At 68.9% G+C, this 19,326-nt stretch carries 21 protein-coding genes; 12 read left to right on the top strand and 9 right to left on the bottom strand.

What is annotated here, in order from left to right:
* Nucleotides 1-8: 8 nt before the first annotated feature.
* Nucleotides 9-527 carry a hypothetical protein gene (locus ACYVIO_RS11570; RefSeq protein ID WP_460650685.1) on the top strand — a complete coding sequence of 173 codons (519 nt, stop codon included), beginning with the start codon at nucleotides 9-11 and terminating at the stop codon, nucleotides 525-527.
* A gap of 2 nt (nucleotides 528-529) precedes the next feature.
* Here ACYVIO_RS11570 and ACYVIO_RS11565 read toward each other — a convergent pair whose 3' ends face one another.
* Nucleotides 530-1,588, bottom strand: a complete 1,059-nt coding sequence (locus ACYVIO_RS11565; RefSeq protein WP_460650684.1) for an alpha/beta hydrolase — start codon at nucleotides 1,586-1,588, stop codon at nucleotides 530-532.
* Nucleotides 1,589-1,675: 87 nt separating this feature from the next.
* Between ACYVIO_RS11565 and ACYVIO_RS11560 the strand changes: the two genes are divergently transcribed.
* The 7 genes from ACYVIO_RS11560 (at nucleotide 1,676) to pstB (ending at nucleotide 9,681) form a co-directional block, all read left to right on the top strand.
* Complete coding sequence (locus tag ACYVIO_RS11560) at nucleotides 1,676-3,838, top strand: RNA degradosome polyphosphate kinase (protein ID WP_460650683.1); 2,163 nt, start codon at nucleotides 1,676-1,678, stop codon at nucleotides 3,836-3,838.
* 23 nt (nucleotides 3,839-3,861) lie between these two features.
* Nucleotides 3,862-4,740 (top strand): NUDIX hydrolase, encoded by an 879-nt coding sequence (locus ACYVIO_RS11555; protein ID WP_460650682.1) that lies wholly within the window; start codon nucleotides 3,862-3,864, stop codon nucleotides 4,738-4,740.
* Between the two features lie 150 nt (nucleotides 4,741-4,890).
* Nucleotides 4,891-5,364 carry a bifunctional nuclease family protein gene (locus ACYVIO_RS11550; RefSeq protein ID WP_273482675.1) on the top strand — a complete coding sequence of 158 codons (474 nt, stop codon included), beginning with the start codon at nucleotides 4,891-4,893 and terminating at the stop codon, nucleotides 5,362-5,364.
* Between the two features lie 297 nt (nucleotides 5,365-5,661).
* Nucleotides 5,662-6,798: a phosphate ABC transporter substrate-binding protein PstS gene (gene pstS, locus ACYVIO_RS11545; protein WP_460650681.1), complete on the top strand. Its 1,137-nt coding sequence runs from the start codon at nucleotides 5,662-5,664 to the stop codon at nucleotides 6,796-6,798.
* A gap of 113 nt (nucleotides 6,799-6,911) precedes the next feature.
* Entirely contained in the window at nucleotides 6,912-7,964 is a 1,053-nt protein-coding gene (gene pstC, locus ACYVIO_RS11540; protein ID WP_460650680.1) for a phosphate ABC transporter permease subunit PstC, read from the top strand.
* Nucleotides 7,961-8,884: a phosphate ABC transporter permease PstA gene (pstA, locus tag ACYVIO_RS11535; RefSeq protein WP_460650679.1), complete on the top strand. Its 924-nt coding sequence runs from the start codon at nucleotides 7,961-7,963 to the stop codon at nucleotides 8,882-8,884. The genes pstC and pstA overlap by 4 nt, the downstream gene beginning before the upstream one ends.
* A gap of 20 nt (nucleotides 8,885-8,904) precedes the next feature.
* A complete protein-coding gene (gene pstB / locus ACYVIO_RS11530) occupies nucleotides 8,905-9,681 on the top strand; it encodes a phosphate ABC transporter ATP-binding protein PstB (protein ID WP_460650678.1) in 777 nt (258 codons plus the stop codon).
* Nucleotides 9,682-9,751: 70 nt separating this feature from the next.
* On the opposite strand, the gene ACYVIO_RS11525 is transcribed toward pstB, so the two are convergent.
* Nucleotides 9,752-10,195, bottom strand: a complete 444-nt coding sequence (locus tag ACYVIO_RS11525; protein ID WP_460650677.1) for a DUF2752 domain-containing protein — start codon at nucleotides 10,193-10,195, stop codon at nucleotides 9,752-9,754.
* A gap of 120 nt (nucleotides 10,196-10,315) precedes the next feature.
* Here ACYVIO_RS11525 and ACYVIO_RS11520 point away from each other — a divergent pair, with 120 nt between their 5' ends.
* Entirely contained in the window at nucleotides 10,316-11,185 is an 870-nt protein-coding gene (locus tag ACYVIO_RS11520; protein ID WP_460650676.1) for an RDD family protein, read from the top strand.
* A gap of 87 nt (nucleotides 11,186-11,272) precedes the next feature.
* Nucleotides 11,273-11,935: an RDD family protein gene (locus ACYVIO_RS11515; protein WP_460650675.1), complete on the top strand. Its 663-nt coding sequence runs from the start codon at nucleotides 11,273-11,275 to the stop codon at nucleotides 11,933-11,935.
* Here the strand turns inward: ACYVIO_RS11515 and ACYVIO_RS11510 are convergent.
* From ACYVIO_RS11510 to thiC, 5 genes are all read right to left on the bottom strand, one after another.
* Nucleotides 11,932-12,486, bottom strand: a complete 555-nt coding sequence (locus tag ACYVIO_RS11510) for a hypothetical protein (protein ID WP_460650674.1) — start codon at nucleotides 12,484-12,486, stop codon at nucleotides 11,932-11,934. The two genes, ACYVIO_RS11515 and ACYVIO_RS11510, sit on opposite strands and share 4 nt — an antisense overlap.
* Nucleotides 12,483-13,082, bottom strand: coding sequence for a transposase (locus ACYVIO_RS11505; RefSeq protein WP_460650673.1), 600 nt, complete (start codon nucleotides 13,080-13,082; stop codon nucleotides 12,483-12,485). Before ACYVIO_RS11505 ends, ACYVIO_RS11510 begins: the two co-directional genes overlap by 4 nt.
* Before the next feature lie 176 nt (nucleotides 13,083-13,258).
* Nucleotides 13,259-14,227, bottom strand: a complete 969-nt coding sequence (locus ACYVIO_RS11500; RefSeq protein WP_460650672.1) for a WD40 repeat domain-containing protein — start codon at nucleotides 14,225-14,227, stop codon at nucleotides 13,259-13,261.
* 1 nt (nucleotide 14,228) lies between these two features.
* Complete coding sequence (locus tag ACYVIO_RS11495; protein ID WP_460650671.1) at nucleotides 14,229-14,471, bottom strand: hypothetical protein; 243 nt, start codon at nucleotides 14,469-14,471, stop codon at nucleotides 14,229-14,231.
* 79 nt (nucleotides 14,472-14,550) lie between these two features.
* Nucleotides 14,551-16,179 (bottom strand): phosphomethylpyrimidine synthase ThiC, encoded by a 1,629-nt coding sequence (gene thiC, locus ACYVIO_RS11490; RefSeq protein ID WP_460650670.1) that lies wholly within the window; start codon nucleotides 16,177-16,179, stop codon nucleotides 14,551-14,553.
* A gap of 262 nt (nucleotides 16,180-16,441) precedes the next feature.
* On the opposite strand from thiC, the gene ACYVIO_RS11485 reads away from it, so the two are divergent.
* Entirely contained in the window at nucleotides 16,442-17,182 is a 741-nt protein-coding gene (locus ACYVIO_RS11485; RefSeq protein ID WP_460650669.1) for a lysophospholipid acyltransferase family protein, read from the top strand.
* A gap of 210 nt (nucleotides 17,183-17,392) precedes the next feature.
* Complete coding sequence (locus tag ACYVIO_RS11480) at nucleotides 17,393-17,929, top strand: hypothetical protein (RefSeq protein ID WP_460650668.1); 537 nt, start codon at nucleotides 17,393-17,395, stop codon at nucleotides 17,927-17,929.
* Here the strand turns inward: ACYVIO_RS11480 and ACYVIO_RS11475 are convergent, their stop codons facing one another.
* Nucleotides 17,930-18,163 carry a hypothetical protein gene (locus ACYVIO_RS11475; RefSeq protein ID WP_460650667.1) on the bottom strand — a complete coding sequence of 78 codons (234 nt, stop codon included), beginning with the start codon at nucleotides 18,161-18,163 and terminating at the stop codon, nucleotides 17,930-17,932.
* A 13-nt stretch (nucleotides 18,164-18,176) separates the two neighbouring features.
* A complete protein-coding gene (locus ACYVIO_RS11470; RefSeq protein ID WP_460650666.1) occupies nucleotides 18,177-19,301 on the bottom strand; it encodes an inorganic phosphate transporter in 1,125 nt (374 codons plus the stop codon).
* Between the last annotated feature and the right edge of the window lie 25 nt (nucleotides 19,302-19,326).

The following is a 19,326-nucleotide window of genomic DNA, read 5'->3' as shown; positions in this document are numbered from 1 at the left end:
CTGTGTGCATGAGCCTCGGCGCGCTCTCGGTCGTCGGCTGTGCAGCGGGTGGCCAACAGACGACGCCGTCGTCGACGTCGGCGCCGTCAATCACAAGCAAGGCTCCAGAGCGTCCGCCTGCTGCCCGAGGGCTTGAGCTTGAGGCGGGGGAAGCCTTCTACCGGCACTACGTCGACCTCATGAACCACGCTGCCAAGACCGGTGAGACGGCTGGGCTGCTTGCTGCGAGTGATGGTGGCTGCGAAGGGTGCCGGGATTACGCGGACTTCGTCGCGGCCGTGAACGTGGTCAATGGCGGGATCGACGGGGACTACGCGGAGAAGGTCGAGGAAGTGTCGGAGTTGACCCATGGCGAAGACGGTCGGGTTGGAGGATCCGCCGTGGTCACCGTTGGCACCTACACGACGCGGAGATCGCCTGGTGCCAGCCCTGTGGTCAGTAAAGCCACGGAGTACGTCGAGGAGATCGCCCTGGCGCCCAAGGGTGGGGATTGGGTGATGTACGAGGTGCAGCTGAGAGACTCCTGAGGTCAGGGGTTCAGGACTGACTTCAGGTGGGTGTGAATTCGGAGTTGGGCTGCTCGGGTGGCGCCGCCCAGGGTGAGCATGTTGGCGAAGCCGTGGATGAGGGTCGGCTCCTGGTGGTGGGTGGTGGGGACCCCGGCCGCGATCAGGGCGAGAGCGTATTCGTTGCCTTCGTCTCGGAGGGGGTCGAATCCGGCGGTGACGACGTACGCCGGCGCCAGGCCTTCGAGGGGACCGAAGAGGGGCGAGACGCGGGGGTCGGGGCGGAGCGAAGGATCGGGGGTGTAGTGCTCGCGGTACCAGAGGATCTCTTCTTCGGTGAGGAAGAAGCCCTCGGAGAAGAGGTCTCGGGACGGGCGGCGGCCGACGAGGTCGACGGCGGGGTAGAGGAGCAGCTGCAACGCGGGGGCCGGCAGGTCGCGGACGACGCACTGCTGGGCGACGACCGCGGCGATGTTGCCGCCGGCTGAGTCGCCGCCTACGGCGACCAACGAGGGGTCGGCGCCCAGGTCCTCGGCGTGTTCGACGGCCCAGCTGAAGGCGGCGATGGCGTCCTCGGCGGCGACCGGCGCGGGAGCTTCGGGGGCGAGGCGGTAGTCGACCGACAGGACTCGGACACCGGTCTCAGCAGCGACATCGCGGCAGTACGCGTCGTGGGTCTCGAGGTCGCCGACGACCCAGCCGCCGCCGTGGAAGAAGACGAGCAGCCCGCGGCCCGCCGTACGGGGGACGTAGAGGCGGGCGCCGAGTTGGCCGTCCGCGCCGCGGACGGTGAGTTCGGTCACGCGCTGGACCTCGCGGAGCGGGCCCGCGACCAGCGCGGTCCCGCGCAGCAGGCCGGCGCGCGCCGCTGCGACCGACTTCGGCGTGCCGCTGCCCGGGAGTAGGGCCTCGAGCCGGAGCAGGAGCTGCAGATCGGGGTCGAGAACGTTGCCGTCGATCACGATCGGCGCTCCCGCCAGGCGGTGCCGGACCGCTGGGGGCAGGGCGTAGACCGGCGTCAGGGCATGGCCCTGGACAGCCTTCTGGACGGTTCGGAGCAGCGCGTCCACTCGTGGGTTCACAAAGAGTGACGCTAGCAACAACCGGCGAGATCGCGCAGACACAGCCCGGACATGCGTGACGCCACCTACCGTTCACCAAAGGATGGGATGCTGGTCAACGTGGCTGGAGACTTGTTGGCGTCGCACAACCGGGAGTACGACGTTGAGCCCCCGTACGACATCACGGAGGCCGGCGACCTACCCGAGGACCGGTTCTCGGACCGCGAGCTGAGCTGGCTGGCGTTCAACCAGCGGGTGCTCGAGCTGGCCGAGAGCGACCGCGTGCCGTTGCTGGAGCGGGCCAAGTTCCTGGCGATCTTCGCCAGCAACCTGGACGAGTTCTACATGGTCCGCGTGGCCGGCCTGAAGCGCCGCATCGCGGCCGGCGTCGCCGTACGGGCTGCCAGCGGTCTGATGCCGCGCGAGGTGCTCGACCGGAGCCTCACCCGCAGCCGCGAGTTGATGGACCGCCAGGCCGAGACCTGGCGCAAGGTCGTCCTGCCCGCGCTGGTCAAAGAGGGCATTGACATCCTCCGCTGGGACGAGCTGGAGCACGCCGAGCGCGAGGCGATGACCCAGTTCTTCAAGGACCGGGTCTTCCCGGTCCTGACCCCGCTCGCGGTCGACCCGTCGCACCCGTTCCCGTACATCTCCGGCCTGTCGCTCAACCTGGCCGTCGTCGTCCGCAACCCCGACTCCGGCGGCGAGCACTTCGCCCGGGTGAAGGTGCCGCCGCTGCTGCCCCGGTTCGTGAAGGTCGCCGAGGGCCGCTTCGTCCCGCTCGAGGACGTGATCGCGACGCACCTCGGCCAGCTGTTCCCGGGCATGGAGGTGACCCAGGTCCACACGTTCCGGGTCACCCGCAACGAGGACCTCGAGGTCGAGGAGGACGACGCGGAGAACCTGCTCGCCGCGCTCGAGAAAGAGCTGCTGCGGCGCCGGTTCGGTCCGCCGGTCCGGCTCGAGGTCGAGGAGTCGATCGACCCGAAGGTCCGGGCGCTGCTCGTCTCCGAGCTGGGCGTCACCGAGGCCGAGGTGTTCGAGGTGCCGGGTCCGCTGGACCTGCGCGGCCTGTTCGACATCGCGTCGCTGGACCGCGCCGAGCTGAAGTACCCCGGCTTCGTCCCGTCGACGCACCCGCACCTGGCCGAGGTCGAGACCTCGAACCCGGCCGACATGTTCCACGCGCTCAAGCAGCGCGACGTACTGGTTCATCACCCGTACGACAGCTTCTCGACCAGCGTGCAGCGCTTCATCGAGCAGGCCGCAGCCGATCCGCACGTGCTCGCGATCAAGCAGACCCTGTACCGGACCAGCGGTGACTCCCCGATCGTCGACGCGCTGATCGACGCCGCCGAGGCCGGCAAGCAGGTGCTGGTCCTGGTCGAGATCCAGGCGCGGTTCGACGAGCAGGCCAACATCAAGTGGGCCCGTCAGCTCGAGCACGCCGGCTGCCACGTCGTGTACGGCGTGATCGGGCTGAAGACCCACTGCAAGCTGTCGATGGTGGTCCGCGACGAGCCGGACGGTCTGCGCCGCTACGCCCACATCGGCACCGGCAACTATCACCCGAAGACGGCCCGGATGTACGAGGACCTCGGCCTGCTGACCAGCGACAAGGTCGTCACCGAGGACATCGCGCACCTGTTCAACCACCTGTCCGGCTTCGCCCGCAGTACCGGCTCGCGCCGCCTGCTGGTCGCTCCGCAGTCCGTACGCCGGGGGCTGCTGGACCGGATCGAGCGGGAGGTCCAGCACCACCTGGCCGGCCGCCCGGCCCGGGTCCGGATCAAGGTGAACAGCCTGGTCGACGAGGCCCTTTGCGACGCCCTGTACCGCGCGTCGCAGGCCGGCGTACCGGTCGACCTGTGGATCCGCGGCATCTGCACCATCCGGCCCGGCGTACCGGGGCTGTCGGACAACATCCGGGTCCGCAGCATCCTCGGCCGGTTCCTGGAGCACAGCCGGGTCTTCTGGTTCGACAACGGCGGCGAGTCCGAGGTGTGGATCGGATCGGCCGACCTGATGCACCGCAACCTGGACCGCCGCGTCGAGGTGCTGGTCCAGCTCAAGCAGCAGGACCAGATCACCGAGCTGCGCGAGCTGTTCGACCTCGGCTTCGACGAGCGGACCGGGTCGTGGTGGCTGCAGCCCGACGACACCTGGCAGGCCAAGCTCACCGGTCCGGACGGCGAACCCCTGCGGGACCTGCAGGAGCGCCTGATCGCGACCCGCGGCCGGCGGCGCCAGGCCGATCCCAACCAAGCCTGATCGAGGGCCGAAGGCTGGAGACGATGAGCAACCCGGCGACCGTGATCGCCGCGGGTGGTGTCGTGTGGCGGGAGCGCCGTGGCACGCGGCAGGTCCTGCTGGTGCACCGCCCCAGGTACGACGACTGGTCGCTGCCGAAGGGCAAGCTGACCTCACACGAGCACGTACTGTCCGCGGCGCAGCGCGAGATCGAGGAGGAGACCGGCCTGCGGGTCGTGCTCGGTCCGTCCCTCGGCGTCCAGCGGTACGACGTCCGCAAGAACGGCGGGACCGTGCCGAAGCTCGTGCACTACTGGTCCGCCGAGACCCGCGGCGACGGCGAGTTCGTCCCGAACGACGAGGTGGACCGGATCGAGTGGCTGCCGGCCGACGAGGCCGCCGGCCGGCTCAGCTACCCGCGGGACGTGGACATCCTGCGCAACCTCGAGCGCGCCGTACCGGTGGTCGCGTCGCTGGTCCTGATCCGGCATGCGGAGGCGATCAAGCGCAAGGACTGGGACGGCAAAGACACGGATCGTCCGCTGACTGCTCACGGCCGGGTCACCTCCGAGCGGCTGGTCGACGTACTGGCCGCGCTCGGGGTTGACCGGGTCCGCAGCAGCGACGCGGAGCGGTGCGCGACCACGGTCGCGCCGTACGCCGCGGCGATCGGCCGCAAGATCCACCTGCACCCGGAGATCTCCGAGCGCGGGTTCGAGGCGGACGCGCAGGCGATGGAAGGCCTGGCCGGCACCGCCTGGAAGCACGGCCACGTGACCGTCGTCTGCTCGCACCGGCCCGTGCTGCCCGCGCTGGCGAGGGAGCTCGGGCTGCCGGTCGGGAAGTTCTCCCCGGGCGCGTTCGTCGTCGCGCACCTGCTCGCCGACGGGCGCGTGGCCCACGAACGGTTCAGCGCGCCGTAAAGGCTGTGACTCCGCGCGACCCCGCCAATGCAAAGAGATCGTCACAGTCGGGGTCGCCGCCGAGTGCGGTGTGCCCTGCCGGGTATGTTCCTACCGAGGAAACCGGCGCCCTACCGGGAGCCGGCGGCACGGAGAGGCCGGGACCGCACCATGACATCGATGCGCGAACTGACTCTGATCGGGATCCGGATGGAGTCGCCCAACAGGGCGCCCGTGATGATGCTGCGCGAGACCGAGGGCTACCGCTACCTGCCGATCTCGATCGGCTCGGTGGAGGCGACCGCGATCGCGTACGAGGAACAGGGCCTGCGGCCCTCCCGCCCGCTGACGCACGACCTGATGCGCGACCTGATCGAGGCGTTCGGCGTGCACATCGAGGCGGTGGAGATCGTCGAGCTGCGCGACGCGGTCTTCTACGCCGAACTCGTGCTGGCCAACGGCGCCCGCGTCTCGGCCCGCCCGAGCGACTCGGTCGCCCTGGCCGTCAGACTCGGTACGCCGATCCGCTGCACCGAGCAGGTCCTGCGCGAGGCCGGCGTCGCCACTCCCGAGGAGGAGCAGGCCGAGCTCGAACGCTTCCGCCAGTTCCTCGACGGCGTCGCCCCGGAGGACTTCTCCAGCTGAGTTGTTCGCCTGCAGTACGACGTACGGCGAACTGAACCTCACCGTGACGCCATCGGCGTCGCGTCCGCTGGTCGTGCGCTGATATCGGACCGTGACCAACAGGCGCTTGAAATCACTGAGCGTCACGGTCCTTAACTCAGTTCACCTGATGGCCTCCTGGCGGCACGCCAACCGTCGCGAGCGCTACCGGAACCGTTCACCGCTCGTTCACCCGCGACGGACCATGCGGTCACTTGCTCTCCCTACCGTCTGTGGAAGTTCACAAAGTCTGAATTCCCGCAGAAGGGCAACACTCTCGTGTCCGTCAATCGCCTGCTCCGCGTCGGCACCGTCGCCGTGGCTTCCCTCGGCGTCCTCGCTCTGAGCGCCTGTGGCAGTGACCCGGAGCCGTCGGGCTCCTCGACCCCGTCAGGTTCCGACTCGGCCTCCACCGGTGGCGCCGAGTGCCCCGAGGGCACCCTGAACGCCGAGGGATCCTCGGCGCAGAAGAACGCCATCGAGGAAGTCATCGCCAAGTACAACGAGAAGTGCGCCGACGTCACGGTGAACTACAACCCGACCGGTTCCGGTGCGGGCATCAAGCAGTTCAACGCGAGCCAGGTCGACTTCGCCGGTTCCGACTCGGCGCTGAAGACCGAGGGCGCCGACGGCGGTGAGTCCGAGGCGGCCGCCGCGGCCAAGCGCTGCCAGGGCAGCCCGGCGCTGAACCTGCCGATGGTCATCGGCCCGGTCGCGATCGCCTACAACGTCGACGGTGTCAGCAAGCTGATCGTCGACGGCCCGACCGCCGCGAAGATCTTCCAGGGCACCATCAAGACCTGGAACGCCCCGGAGATCGCCAAGCTGAACCCGGGCGTCACCCTCCCGTCGGCTCCGATCGCGGTGTTCTTCCGCTCCGACGAGTCCGGCACCACGGAGAACTTCAGCAAGTACCTGCAGGCGGCCGGTGGCGGCGCCTGGACCGGCAAGCCGGCCAAGAAGTGGACCGGCACCGGCGCCGGCAAGGAGAAGTCGGCCGGTGTGGCCGAGGGCGTGAAGAGCACCAAGAACTCGGTCACCTACGTCGAGTGGTCCTACGCGGTCGACAACAAGCTCGGCATCGCGCAGGTCGACTCAGGCGCGGGCCCGGTCGAGCTGACCGCCGAGTCGGCTTCGAAGGCGCTGGCCGCGGCCAAGCCGGCCGGTACCGGTGCGGACCTGTCGCTGAAGCTGGACTACGCCACCAAGGCGGCCGGGGTCTACCCGATCATCCTGGCGACGTACGAGATCGCCTGCAGCAAGGGCCTTCCGGCCGAGAAGACCGCGCTGGTGAAGAGCTTCCTGACCTACTTCGCCAGCACCGAGGGCCAGGCTTCGCTGACCGAGCTGAACTACGCGCCGCTCCCGGAGGAGCTGCGGACCAAGGTCGACGCCGCCGTCCAGGGCATCAGCTGACCTGCAACGACCGCAGTACGGCGTGATGTGAGCCCCGGCTTCCCTCCTACGGGCAGCCGGGGCTCGCCTCGTGACCGGAGCACCCCTACAACCCGGCGCTTGGAGCAGCACCCATGAGTAGTACAGACGGCACGGAACCGCCCGGCCTGCCGCGGGACGACCAGAAGGTCGAGCTGGGGCCGGTCGGTCACCTCGGCGACCGGCTGTTCGCCGGCCTGGCCCGCGGGTCGGGCGCCCTGGTGGTCCTGATCGTCGCGTTCGTCGGCATCTTCCTGCTGGCGCTGGCGATCCCGGCCCTGACCAAGAACGAGAGCAGCTTCCTCTTCTCCCGGATCTGGGAGCCCGGCGCGGTCCCGCCGCAGTTCGGTATCGCCGCGCTGTTCTACACCACCGTGATCAGCTCGATCATCGCGATGGCGATCGCGGTCCCGATCGCGGTCGGGGTGGCGCTGTTCACGACGTACTACGCGCCGAAGCGGCTGGCCGCGCCGGTGTCGCACGCGATCGACCTGCTGGCCGCCGTACCGTCGATCATCTACGGCCTGTGGGGCATCTTGTTCTTCGCCCCGATCCTGCGCCCGGTGATCAACGGGATCGGCTCGGCGCTGGGCTGGATCCCGATCTTCGAGAAGCCGCCGACCGACAACGTCGGGGTGGTGTTCACCGCGTCGGTCGTGCTGGCGATCATGATCCTGCCGGTCGTCACCGCGATCAGCCGGGAGATCTTCGCCCAGACGCCGGTCGCGCACCGCGAGGGCGCCCTGGCGCTCGGGTCGACCCGCTGGGAGATGATCCGGATGGCCGTCCTGCCGTACGGGCGCTCCGGTGTGGTCAGCGCGTCGATGCTCGGACTGGGCCGCGCGCTCGGCGAGACGGTCGCCGTGCTGATCATCTTGTCGGTGCCGAACGGCAACGACCCGTGGAACTCCTCGATCTTCGCCGGCGGCGAGACGTTCGCCTCGAAGATCGCCAACAATGCCGCCGAGTTCGACTCGCCGGAGAAGACCGGCGCGTACATCGCGGCCGGTCTGGTCCTGTTCGTGGTGACCTTCCTGGTCAACTCCGCCGCCCGGCTGATCGTCGCGCGCAGCGGGCCGGGCGGGAAGCGGCCGCGCCGGATCAAGCGGATCGGCGACAAGCCGCAGAGCGAAGGAGCAGCGCTGTGACCACCACTCTCGCGGCCAACCGTCCGGCGTACGACGGCAAGGCCCTGGACCTGACCGGCAAGTCCGGCAGCCGGGCCTTCCGCAACACCCTGGCCAGCGTGCTGATCACGCTGTGCTTCCTGATCGCGCTGGTCCCGCTGCTGTGGATCCTGTGGACCGTGATCAGCAAGGGCTACCACCTGCTGTTCGACGCCGGCTGGTGGAGCGAGTCGCAGCGCGGCATCACGGTACGGCGCGAAGGCGGCGGCGCGTACCACGCGATCATGGGCACGCTGATCATGTCCCTGATCACCGCGGTGATCGCGGTCCCGATCGCCATCCTCGGCGCGATCTACCTGGTCGAGTACGGCAAGGGCACCAAGGCCGCCAAGGTGGTCAGCTTCATGATCGACATCCTGACCGGTGTCCCGTCGATCGTCGCGGCACTGTTCGTCTACGCGGTGTGGATCACGGTCTTCGGCTTCAACCGGGTCGGGTTCGCCGTCTCGCTGTCGCTGGTACTGCTGATGCTGCCGGTCGTGCTGCGCTCGACCGAGGAGATGCTCAAGCTGGTGCCCGACGAGCTCCGGGAGGCGTCGTACGCGCTCGGGGTGCCGAAGTGGAAGACGATCCTCAAGATCGTCGTACCGACCGCGTTCGGCGGCATCATCACCGGCGTGATGCTCGGCCTGGCCCGCGTGATGGGCGAGACCGCGCCGCTGCTGATCCTGGTCGGCTACTCCAAGAACATCAACCTGAACCCGTTCGACGGGTTCATGGGCGCGCTGCCGACGATGATCAACCAGGACCGGACCGAGCTGGCGCTGCAGCCGGCCGCGGACCGGGTCTGGGCGGCCGCGCTGACCCTCATCCTGCTCGTCCTCCTGCTCAACGTGCTGGCCCGCCTGGTCGCACGGTTCAGCACGATCAAGTCCAAATAGTCGAGAGGTACTGAACCGATATGGCAAAGCGCATCGAGGTCAGCGGCCTCAACGTCTACTACGGCGACTTCAAGGCGGTCGAGGACGTGTCGATGACGATCGAGCCCCGCTCGGTCACCGCGTTCATCGGCCCGTCCGGCTGCGGCAAGTCCACCTACCTGCGGACCTTGAACCGGATGCACGAGGTGATCCCGGGCGCCCGGGTCGAGGGCAAGGTGCTGCTGGACCAGCAGGACCTGTACGCCACCGGCATCGACCCGGTCGCGGTCCGCCGCGTGGTCGGCATGGTGTTCCAGCGGCCGAACCCGTTCCCGACGATGTCGATCTTCGACAACGTCGCGTCCGGTCTGAAGCTGAACGGCGTCAAGGACAAGAAGAAGCTCACCGAGGTGGTCGAGAAGTCCTTGCACGGTGCCAACCTGTGGAACGAGGTGAAGGACCGCCTCGACAAGCCGGGCGCCGGCCTGTCCGGTGGTCAGCAGCAGCGGCTGTGCATCGCGCGGGCGATCGCGGTCGAGCCCGAGGTGATCCTGATGGACGAGCCGTGCTCGGCGCTGGACCCGATCTCGACGCTCGCGATCGAGGACCTGATCGAGAAGCTGAAGGACCGGTTCACCGTCGTCATCGTGACGCACAACATGCAGCAGGCGGCCCGGGTGTCGGACCAGACCGCGTTCTTCAACCTGGCCGCGACCGGCAAGCCCGGCCGGCTGATCGAGATGGGCGCGACCAAGCAGATCTTCTCCAACCCGACCGAGAAGGCGACCGAGGACTACATCACCGGCCGCTTCGGCTGAGCTGCTGTTTCCTGGAAGGCGCCGCGGGCAACGACCTTGCCTGCGGCGTTTTTCGTTGCCTGGAAGGGATCTAGACCAGATTCCGCAGTACGCCGTACGCCGCCATCACGCCCAGGAACACCATCGGCGCCGTCCGCGCGAACCGCTCGCCCGGACGCGGCCGGGGCAGGCGGAACCGGCCGAGCCGCTCCAGCGTCCATGCCAGCAGCAGGTAACCGACCACCAGCGCGACGACCGGGAGCACCACGAACATGGGCGGGTTGTACGGCCAGGCGCGCGCCACGTCGCCCTCGAGCAGGGCGGCGGCCATCCGCGTCGTCCCGCAGAACGGGCAGTTCAGCCCGGTGAGGGCGTGGAACGGGCACGGCAGTCCGATCCGTCCACCCGACAGTCCGTTGACCGCGGCAAGTACTCCACCCCCGGCCAGGACCGCCGCCAGGCCACGCACCCGGCGGTCCAGCGGCTCGGGCGTGGCGCCGCCGCGCTCGTTCCATCTAGGGTGTGCCGGATGCATGGATCCACGGTAAACCGTCTCGGTGCCCGTGATCCGGACTCTCCGGAGCGGTGCGTGGCCGGTGAGCCTCAGACTCGCTAGCCTGCAATGACTCCTCAACGAAGATCAGAAGGGATCGTCGTGAGCACTCCGACGCCACCACCGGGTTTCGACCCCCAGGACCCGAACCAGGGCAACGGGGATCAGACACCGGACCAGCCGGGACAGTACGGTCAGCAGCCGGGCCAGTACGGCCAGCCGCCCCAGGACCAGCCCGGCGGTTACCCGGGTCAGCCGGGCCAGTACGGCCAGCAGCCTGAGTACGGTCAGCAGCCGGGTCAGTACGGGCAGCCCCAGCAGCCGGGACAGCCGGGCCAGCCGGACTACGGGCAGCAGCCCGGGCAGTACGGCCAGCAGCCGGGCCAGTACGGCCAGCCGCAGCAGCCGGGTGCGTACCCGGGTCAGCCGGGCGGCCAGTACGGCCAGCAGCCCGGTCAGCAGCCGGGACAGCCGGGTGGGTCCTCCTACCCGGGGTACCCGCAGAGCGGCGCGACGCCGTACGGCTCGCAGCCCTACGGCGGCTACGGCTACGGCAACCCCGGCGGTGAACTGGCCACCTGGCCGGTCCGCGTGGGCGCCTCGCTGATCGACGGCATCATCGTCGCCATCCCGGGCTGGATCGGAAACCTGATCTCCGGCGCGGGCGACGGCGGCGCCGGCACCACCATCGTCGGCCTGCTGTTCAGCCTGGTCGGCGTCGGCCTCTGGATCTACAACCGCCTGGTCCTGCAGGGCCAGACCGGCCAGAGCTGGGGCAAGAAGGCCCTCGGCCTCAAGCTGGTCACCGCCGACTCCGGTCAGCCGGTCGGCGTGGGCAAGGCGTTCCTGCGCGAGATCACCCACATCCTGGACGCCCTGCCGTGCTACCTGGGTTACCTGTGGCCGCTGTGGGACGACAAGAAGCAGACCTTCGCGGACAAGATCAACAGCACGTACGTCGTCAAGCTCTGACCTCGTACCCGTCTGCGTTCCGAGCGCCGTGGCCTGTCGAGGCCACGGCGTTCTGCTGTCCCCGAAGGTGTCGTAGAAAGGACTGTCGTGAGCACCCCTCCGTTCGACCCGAACCGCCCGCAGGACCAGCCGCAGTACCCCGCCGTACCGGGGCAGCAGCCGGGCCAGCCGCAGTATCCGGGACAGCCGCAGCAGCCGGGCTATCCCAACCAGCCGTCGTACCCGAACCAGCCGGGGAACTACGCGCCGCAGTACAACCCGGCACAGCCGGGCTACAACCCGTACTCCGGTGGTGGGGGCGGCTTCGGCTACAACTACTCACTGCCGGGCCAGCTGGCCAGCTGGGGCTCCCGGGCGCTCGCGTCGATCGTCGACTCGATCATCGCGATCGTCCTGATCGTCGCCGGCGTGATCACCTCGCTCGCGCTGAGCGGCAACATGGAGGAGATGAGCGACGCCGGTGGTGTCGCGATGGCGATCGGGTACATCGCCTCGATCGTCTACCAGATCTGGAACCGGGTGATCCGGCAGGGCCGCACCGGTCAGTCGCTGGGCAAGAAGGTGGTCGGTCTCAAGGTCGTCTCCCCCGAGACCGGCGAGCTGATCGGCATGGGCCGCAACTTCGGCCGTGAGGTCTGCGCGCTGATCTTCAACAACTTCTGCTTCCTGAACGTGCTCTGGCCGCTGTGGGACGACAAGCACCAGACCTGGCACGACAAGGTCGCCTCGGACATCGTCATCAAGCTCTAACGGGACAGCAGCAGCCCCGCACAGGTGACCGACCAGAGCACGCTGGTGAACGTGCCGATGATGAACCGCTCCGCCACCGCCTGCGGCGTGACGGAGGCCGGCTGGTCCGGACTGCGCAGCTCGGGATACCGGGCCAGGCCCTTGATGGCCAGCACGATCGCCAGTCCCTCGGGCCAGCCGGCCACCATCGAGCCGTAGATCGCACCGCGCTCCAGCGCACCGATCAGCGCGCCACCGCGCAGCACCTCACCGGCCTGCTGGGTCGACTGGGACCTGGTGTTGTTGCGGTCCACCAGGGACAGGACGGACGTGGTCAGCGGGCCGCCACCGGCTACGGCGAACGCGCCGGAGACCAGGAGCAGTACGTTCCACCAGCCCTCACTCCAGCCGGTGATGCCGTCGCCGGCCAGCAGGATGACGCCGTCCGCGACCAGGCAGGCCAGCATGAAGCCGCTGACGACGATCTCGCTGGTCGACCCGGCCGGCAGGATCAGCGCCACCACGGCAAGGATCAGCCCGACCACGGTGAGCGCGAGGACAACCGCCGTCATGCAGCGGCACCCGGTGCGAGCAGCTCGGCGGCCAGCAGCCGCCCCCGTTGTTCCTCGGCGAAGCCGGCCGCCTGCGCCCGCTGCGTCACGGCCGACTGGCTGATGCCGAGCTTCACGCCGATCTCCCGGCGGGTCAGCCCTTCCGCCAGCAGGTCGGCCACCGCCCAGCCGCGCTCGCTGCGGCGCCGTAGTACGGACGCCATCAGCCAGAGCACGCTCTCGACCTGGTCGGCCACCCGCGGGTCGTCGCCGACGACGTTCACGTGGTGCGGACTCGACTTGGCTTTGGTGACGGCGATCCGGGCGTTGAAGAACGCCGTACCGCTGCCTGCCCGGGTACTGCGCGGGAGCGGCTGCTCGACCGCGCCGATGCCCAGACCGATGTGCCAGTGGTCGGCGCGGATCAGCTGGACGATCACCTCGACCGTCGCGCGTGCCTCGGACAGCACGCCCTGCACCTCGTCGCCCGCCGTTCGCTCGAACTTGCGCAACAGACCGGTCCGGCGCGGCCGCCGGTTCAGCGTGTTCAGCAGCTCGGGTACGAGATCACTCGCGCCGCCGCTGCCCCGCTGATCTACCGTGAGAACGAAGACCACCGCCCTGCACCTCCTTCTCGACGCAAGATTAAGGCTACAGTCTTATTCACGTAGAGTGAAGGAAAAAACCTGAACCGGTTCGCTCGATCACTCGCAGTGACCGATCCCCGAACTCACCGATTCCCCAATTCTCCGCTCAAAACGGTCCAGTCCGCCCACCGACTCACCGCCCGACTTCACTCCGTGTCAGGGATCCCAAGGACCTGAATCCCGTCCTCGACCGCAATCGCCAGCCGATCCCCGTCGGGATGCAGAGCGGCCACCGGAGTCGGTTCGTGCTCGACGCCGAAGCAGGTCTGCCGGTCGCTGACCTCGATCTCCGGCCACTCCGCCAGCACCTCCCCGGTCCGGACCGACAGCACCCGCGGGGAGCCGGACAACGAGACCAGGCTGTTGCCCTGCCCAAGGACCGTCCCGAGCGGCCGGTCGCTCCGATGCCGGTGCAACCAGGCAGACTCACCGACCGACCAGACCCCGAACGAATGCGGCCCCAGCACCGCCCGCTGCGGAGAGTCGTCGCCCGTGGCAACCACCACCCGGTCGGCATCCAGCCAGCACCCCGAGACAACCTCGGCGACCTCGGCCATCGGCAGCACCAGATCACCGTCACCATCAAGCACAGCCGGTACGGCGATCGCACGCTCCAGGTCGAACACCTGAGCCAGCCCGAACGGATGCCAGACCCAACCGACCGACAGCAACCGACGCCCATCGGGGCTGATCCGCAATTGCGAGTAGAACACGTCGGCCGGATCGCGTTCCCCCTCGCTGATCCTGCGCCCGGACTCGAGCTCCTCGACCTGCAGGATGTTGTACTCGTCCGGGCAGTGCACCACGACGTCCCGCCCGTCCGGCAAGGTGCCGAGCGCAACTGGGTAGTCGTAGTTCTCGGCCTGGTAGAAGCTGCGGTTGAGCTCCCGCACCAGGCGTCCGTCCTTCAGCACAACGGCTTTGGTCCCGCGTTCGCCGTACAGGACGTCGTACGGGCCGTGGCTGATCGCGCGGTCGAACAGTTCTCCCCACAACACGTGCCCGCTGTGCTCCGTGCCGTCCGGCGTCCAGCGGCGGCCTCCCCCGACAGCGTCGAACAGGTCGTCGCCGTCCCAGGCGAGCGACAGCACCGGGCTGTGCGTCTTCAGCAGCACGTCAGCCCTCGCACAGGAACGGTGCGCGCTGTCCACCCGAGTGGTACTCGTAGGTCTGCCCGCCGGCGCTCAGGACGATGCGGCTGCCGTTGGTGAGGACCTGGGCGTACATCATCCCCGGCTGCGGGCACCCGAGGCTGCTGTCCGGCCAGGTGACCTCCTCGGAGCTGACGACGGTGACGTCGTCGACGGGAACGCCGAGGCGTTCGGCGAGGTCGGCTTTCGCCTGTTCCTGCGGGCTCATGGCGGACTCCTGTGCGGCGAGAGGATGGACCGCCATCGTAGGGTGGCCCCGGGCCTGTTGCCCGGGGCCACCACAGCGATCAGTCCGCGAGCGGCAGGTACAGCTTCTTGTCGTGGGACTTGAAGCTCTCCGACATCTCCGCGAAGCCGGCCTCGATGGCCTCCTCGGAGTCCAGGCCCTTCTCCTCGGCGTACTTGCGGATGTCGGCGGTGATCCGCATCGAGCAGAACTTCGGCCCGCACATCGAGCAGAAGTGCGCCGTCTTCGCGGGCTCGGCCGGCAACGTCTGGTCGTGGTACGAGCGCGCGGTGTCCGGATCCAGCGACAGGTTGAACTGGTCCTCCCACCGGAACTCGAACCGCGCCGTCGACAACGCGTCGTCCCAGTCCTGCGCGTTCGGGTGCCCCTTGGCCAGATCAGCCGCGTGGGCAGCGATCTTGTACGTGATCACGCCCGTCTTCACGTCGTCCCGATCGGGCAGCCCGAGGTGCTCCTTCGGCGTCACGTAGCAAAGCATCGCCGTACCGAGCCAACCGATCTGCGCAGCACCGATCGCACTCGTGATGTGGTCGTACGCCGGAGCGACGTCGGTCGCGAGCGGCCCGAGCGTGTAGAACGGCGCCTCGCCGCACAGCTCTTCCTCGAGCCGCACGTTCTCCGCGATCTTGTGCATCGGGACGTGCCCGGGCCCCTCGATCATCACCTGTACGTCGTGCGCCCAGGCGATCTTCGTCAGCTCGCCCAGCGTCCGCAGCTCCGCGAACTGCGCCGCGTCGTTGGCGTCCGCGATCGACCCCGGCCGCAGCCCGTCGCCGAGCGAGAACGTCACGTCGTACGCGCGCAGGATCTCGCACAGTTCCTCGAAATGCGTGTACAGGAAGGACTCCTGGTGATGCGCCAGGCACCACGCGGCCATGATCGATCCACCACGCGACACGATCCCGGTGATCCGCCGCGCGGTCAGCGGCACGTACCTCAGCAGTACGCCGGCGTGCACGGTCATGTAGTCGACGCCCTGCTCGCACTGCTCGATCACCGTGTCGCGGTAGACCTCCCAGGACAGCTCGGTCGGGTCGCCCTTCACCTTCTCCAGCGCCTGGTACAGCGGCACGGTCCCGATCGGCACCGGGGAGTTGCGCAGGATCCACTCGCGGGTCTCGTGGATGTTCTTGCCGGTGGACAGGTCCATCACGGTGTCCGCGCCCCAGCGGCTGGCCCAGACCAGCTTCTCGACCTCCTCCTCGATCGAGCTGGTGACCGCCGAGTTGCCGATGTTCGCGTTCACCTTCACCAGGAACTTCTTGCCGATGATCATCGGCTCGGACTCCGGGTGGTTGTGGTTGGCCGGGATCACCGCGCGGCCGCGGGCCACCTCGGACCGGACCAGCTCCGGGTCGACGCCCTCGCGAACCGCGATGTAGCGCATCTCCTCGGTGATCGTGCCGGCCCGGGCGTGCGCGAGCTGGGTCAGCCGGTCGCGCCCGGCGACCCAGTCCTCGCGGATCGGCGGCAGACCGGTCTGGACGTCGATCACGGCCGCCGAGTCGGTGTATGGCCCGGAGGTGTCGTACAGGTCGAAGTGCTCGCCGTTCGTGAGGTTCACGCGGCGGCCGGGGACGCGCAGGTCGCCCCGGTAGATCTTCTCCGAGCCCGAGATGGGGCCGGTGGTGACGGTCGGGCGAACGGAGTTGTTGCCGATGGTTGTCACGATGCTGCTCCCTACGCCGGAATTACCCGGACAGGTTCGGCGGTCGGCGACACCGGTTCGCCCAGCCTGGCCGGTCCGGTCTCCCGGTCCACCAGGGGTGCGCAGTCCAGCCGCCCTCTCAGCCCGCTTCGGCGCGAGCTCCCGCGTTTCGACTTTCCGCCGCCCACCATAGCCAACCGCCGGTGTACTGCGTACGGGATCCCGCGAGTCGCCGGTCGTTCAGGTGGTGCAGGTCATTGACGGCGGCCGGTAGCGTCGAGCCATGCGAGACATTGTCTATCCGCCGGTGATCGCCTTCGCGAAGACCGCGTTCAAGGTGCTCGACCTGAACTTCACGATGGTCGGCACCGAGCACGTGCCGCGGACCGGCGGGGCGGTGATCGCGCTCAATCACATCAGCTACGTCGACTTCGTGATCGGCGGCTTCGGCGCGCAGCCGAGCAAACGGCTGGTCCGGTTCATGGCCAAGGAGGTGCTGTTCCGCAACCGGTACTCCGGGCCGCTGATGCGGGGCATGCACCACATCCCGGTCGACCGCGACGCCGGCTCCGCGTCGTACCGGCAGGCGCTGAGCTACCTGAAGGCCGGCGAGATCGTCGGCGTCTTCCCCGAAGCGACGATCTCACGGTCGTTCGAGCTGAAGGAGTTCAAGACCGGGACGGTCCGGATGGCCGCGGCGGCCGGCGTACCGGTGATCCCGATGATCCTGTGGGGCACCCAGCGGATGCTGACCAAGGACCACCCGAAGGACTTCTCCCGGCACCAGAACGTGTCGATCACCGTCGGCGCGCCGATCCCGGTGACCCGCCAGGACGACGCGACGGAGGCGACCGAGCACCTGCGGACCACGATGGCCGGGATGCTCGACGAGACGATCAAGGCGTACTCCGAGCGGCCCGCCGGCGCCTGGTGGCTGCCCGCCTCGTACGGCGGTGGCGCGCCCACGCCAGAGGAGGCCGAGCGCCTCGACCAGGAGGAGCTGGCCCGGCGCCGCAAGCGCTGACCACCACAGCCGGTACGACGACCAGCCTGTACGAACGTACCGGCTGCTCCTTTCGACAGTGGACAAGACCTTGACCCCGGGCTGACTCGGGAGTACGAAAGGCCTTTGATTGTCGTGCTGGACCTGGGGGGTCCCTCTCGGCGACGGTCGACGGTTCCCCGGGCGGGGGCGCCGGCCGACGGTTCCAGGCGGGTCGGGGGAAGGTTTGTGGTGTTCGATTCCGAGGAGTTGCACCTCTTCGAACCGGGGCGGTTGAAGGTCGCCCCTCATATCGCGGAAGAGATCCCGGACGCCGGGGTCTTCTTCCTGTCCTGGGCGACCCAGGGACTGCGTCCGGACCAGGCCCGCGAGATCGAGTCCGCGGTGAACGGCCGGCGCTGCACGAACGGCTGGTTCCCGCTCGGCAGCCTGAGCAGCGTCCCGCTGCGCGGCTTCCGGCCGGGCCCGCTGACCTACCTGGCCCGGATGACCGCCGAGGACCCGGAGATCCTGCGCCGCTGGGCGACCCGGGCGCTGCCGGACCACGGGCGGACGGGCGAGTCCAAGCGCCTCATCGACGACACCTCGAACCACCTGCTGCTCACCCAGGGCCACGCGGCCGCGGCGACCTGGGTGGTCGCCGTACGGCCGCAGGCGTACCTGGACGTCGGACTGCTCGGCGACAAGCTCTACGCGACCTGGGACACGTACCTGAGCTCCCTGCGCCCGAAGGACATGGTCAAGGCCGTACGCCGCTGGAACCGCTAGCTAGTGGAACTGCGGGATGATCAGGTACAGCCCGTAGAGCACCGCCGCGACGCAGGCCAGGAAGCAGAGCCCCGCGACAGCCGTGTCCACCGGGGACACCGACCGCTTCTCGTCGACAGCTACCGCTCGCCGCGACAGTGCGGTCACGCCGAACGCGAACAGCACCGCCACCCCGACTCCGAAGATCAGGCTGACCACTGCGACCTGTCCGAGTGCGCTCCAGTCGATGTGCATCCGCTGACTCCTCTCAGGCCACCGGCACCGAGGTGCCGGGGTACTCGTTCACGTTGCCGGCGGTGACCGGCTTGCGGCGCGAGGCGACGTAGATGCCGAGGCCGGCAGCTGCGGCGGCCACCGCGATGATGGCAACGCCCGCGTTGCCCGAGTTGGCCACCCGGCCGGCCAATGCGCCGACCACTGCGGCCGCTGGCAGCGTGAACAGCCAGGCGAGCGCCATCCGCCCGGCCACGGTCCAGCGGACCTCAGCGAGGCGCTTGCCGAGGCCGGCGCCGAGGATGCTGCCCGAGCAGACCTGTGTGGTCGACAGCGGGAAGCCCAGGTGCGACGAGGCCAGCAGTACGGCGGTGGAGCTGGTCTCCGCGGCGAACCCTTGCGGCGACTCGATCTCGGTCAGCCCCTTGCCCATCGTGCGGATGATCCGCCAGCCGCCCAGATAGGTGCCCAGGGCAATCGCCAGGCCGGCCGACCCGATCACCCACAGCGGCGGCCGCGAACCCGGCGCGAGGCTGCCCGAGGTGATCAGGACCAGCGTGATGATGCCCATCGTCTTCTGCGCGTCCCCGGTGCCGTGCGCCAGCGAGACGAGCGAGGCGGACGCGATCTGCCCGGCCCGGAAGCCGTCGTCGACGGTCTTCTTCCGGCCGCGCTGGGTGATCCTGTACGCCAGGTACGTGCCGAGCAGCGCGACGATCCCGGCCACGATCGGCGCCGCGACGGCGGGGATGACGATCTTCTGGACCACGGTGCCGAAGTTGACCGCGCCGCTGCCGGCCGCGATCCAGGTGGCCCCGATCAGGCCGCCGAAGAGTGCGTGCGACGACGAGCTCGGCAGTCCGACGTACCAGGTCATCAGGTTCCACAGGATCGCGCCGACCAGACCGCCGAAGATGATCGGCACGGTCACCTTGGCGTCGTCGACCAGCCCGCTCGAGATCGTCTTGGCGACCTCGGTGGAGACGAACGCCCCGGCCAGGTTCAGTACGGCGGACAGCCCGACCGCGACCTTGGGTCTGAGCGCTCCGGTGGCGATGGACGTGGCCATCGCGTTGGCGGTGTCGTGGAAACCGTTGGTGAAGTCGAACACCAGAGCGGTGGCGATCACCACGACGACGAGGAACGACAGATCCATCACGATCACATCCCGGAAGTGGGCGGCG

This window comes from Kribbella endophytica, from assembly GCF_054781295.1.
The sequence above is the reverse complement of the archived record's forward strand: the minus strand, read 5'-3'. Positions and strand labels throughout refer to the sequence as shown.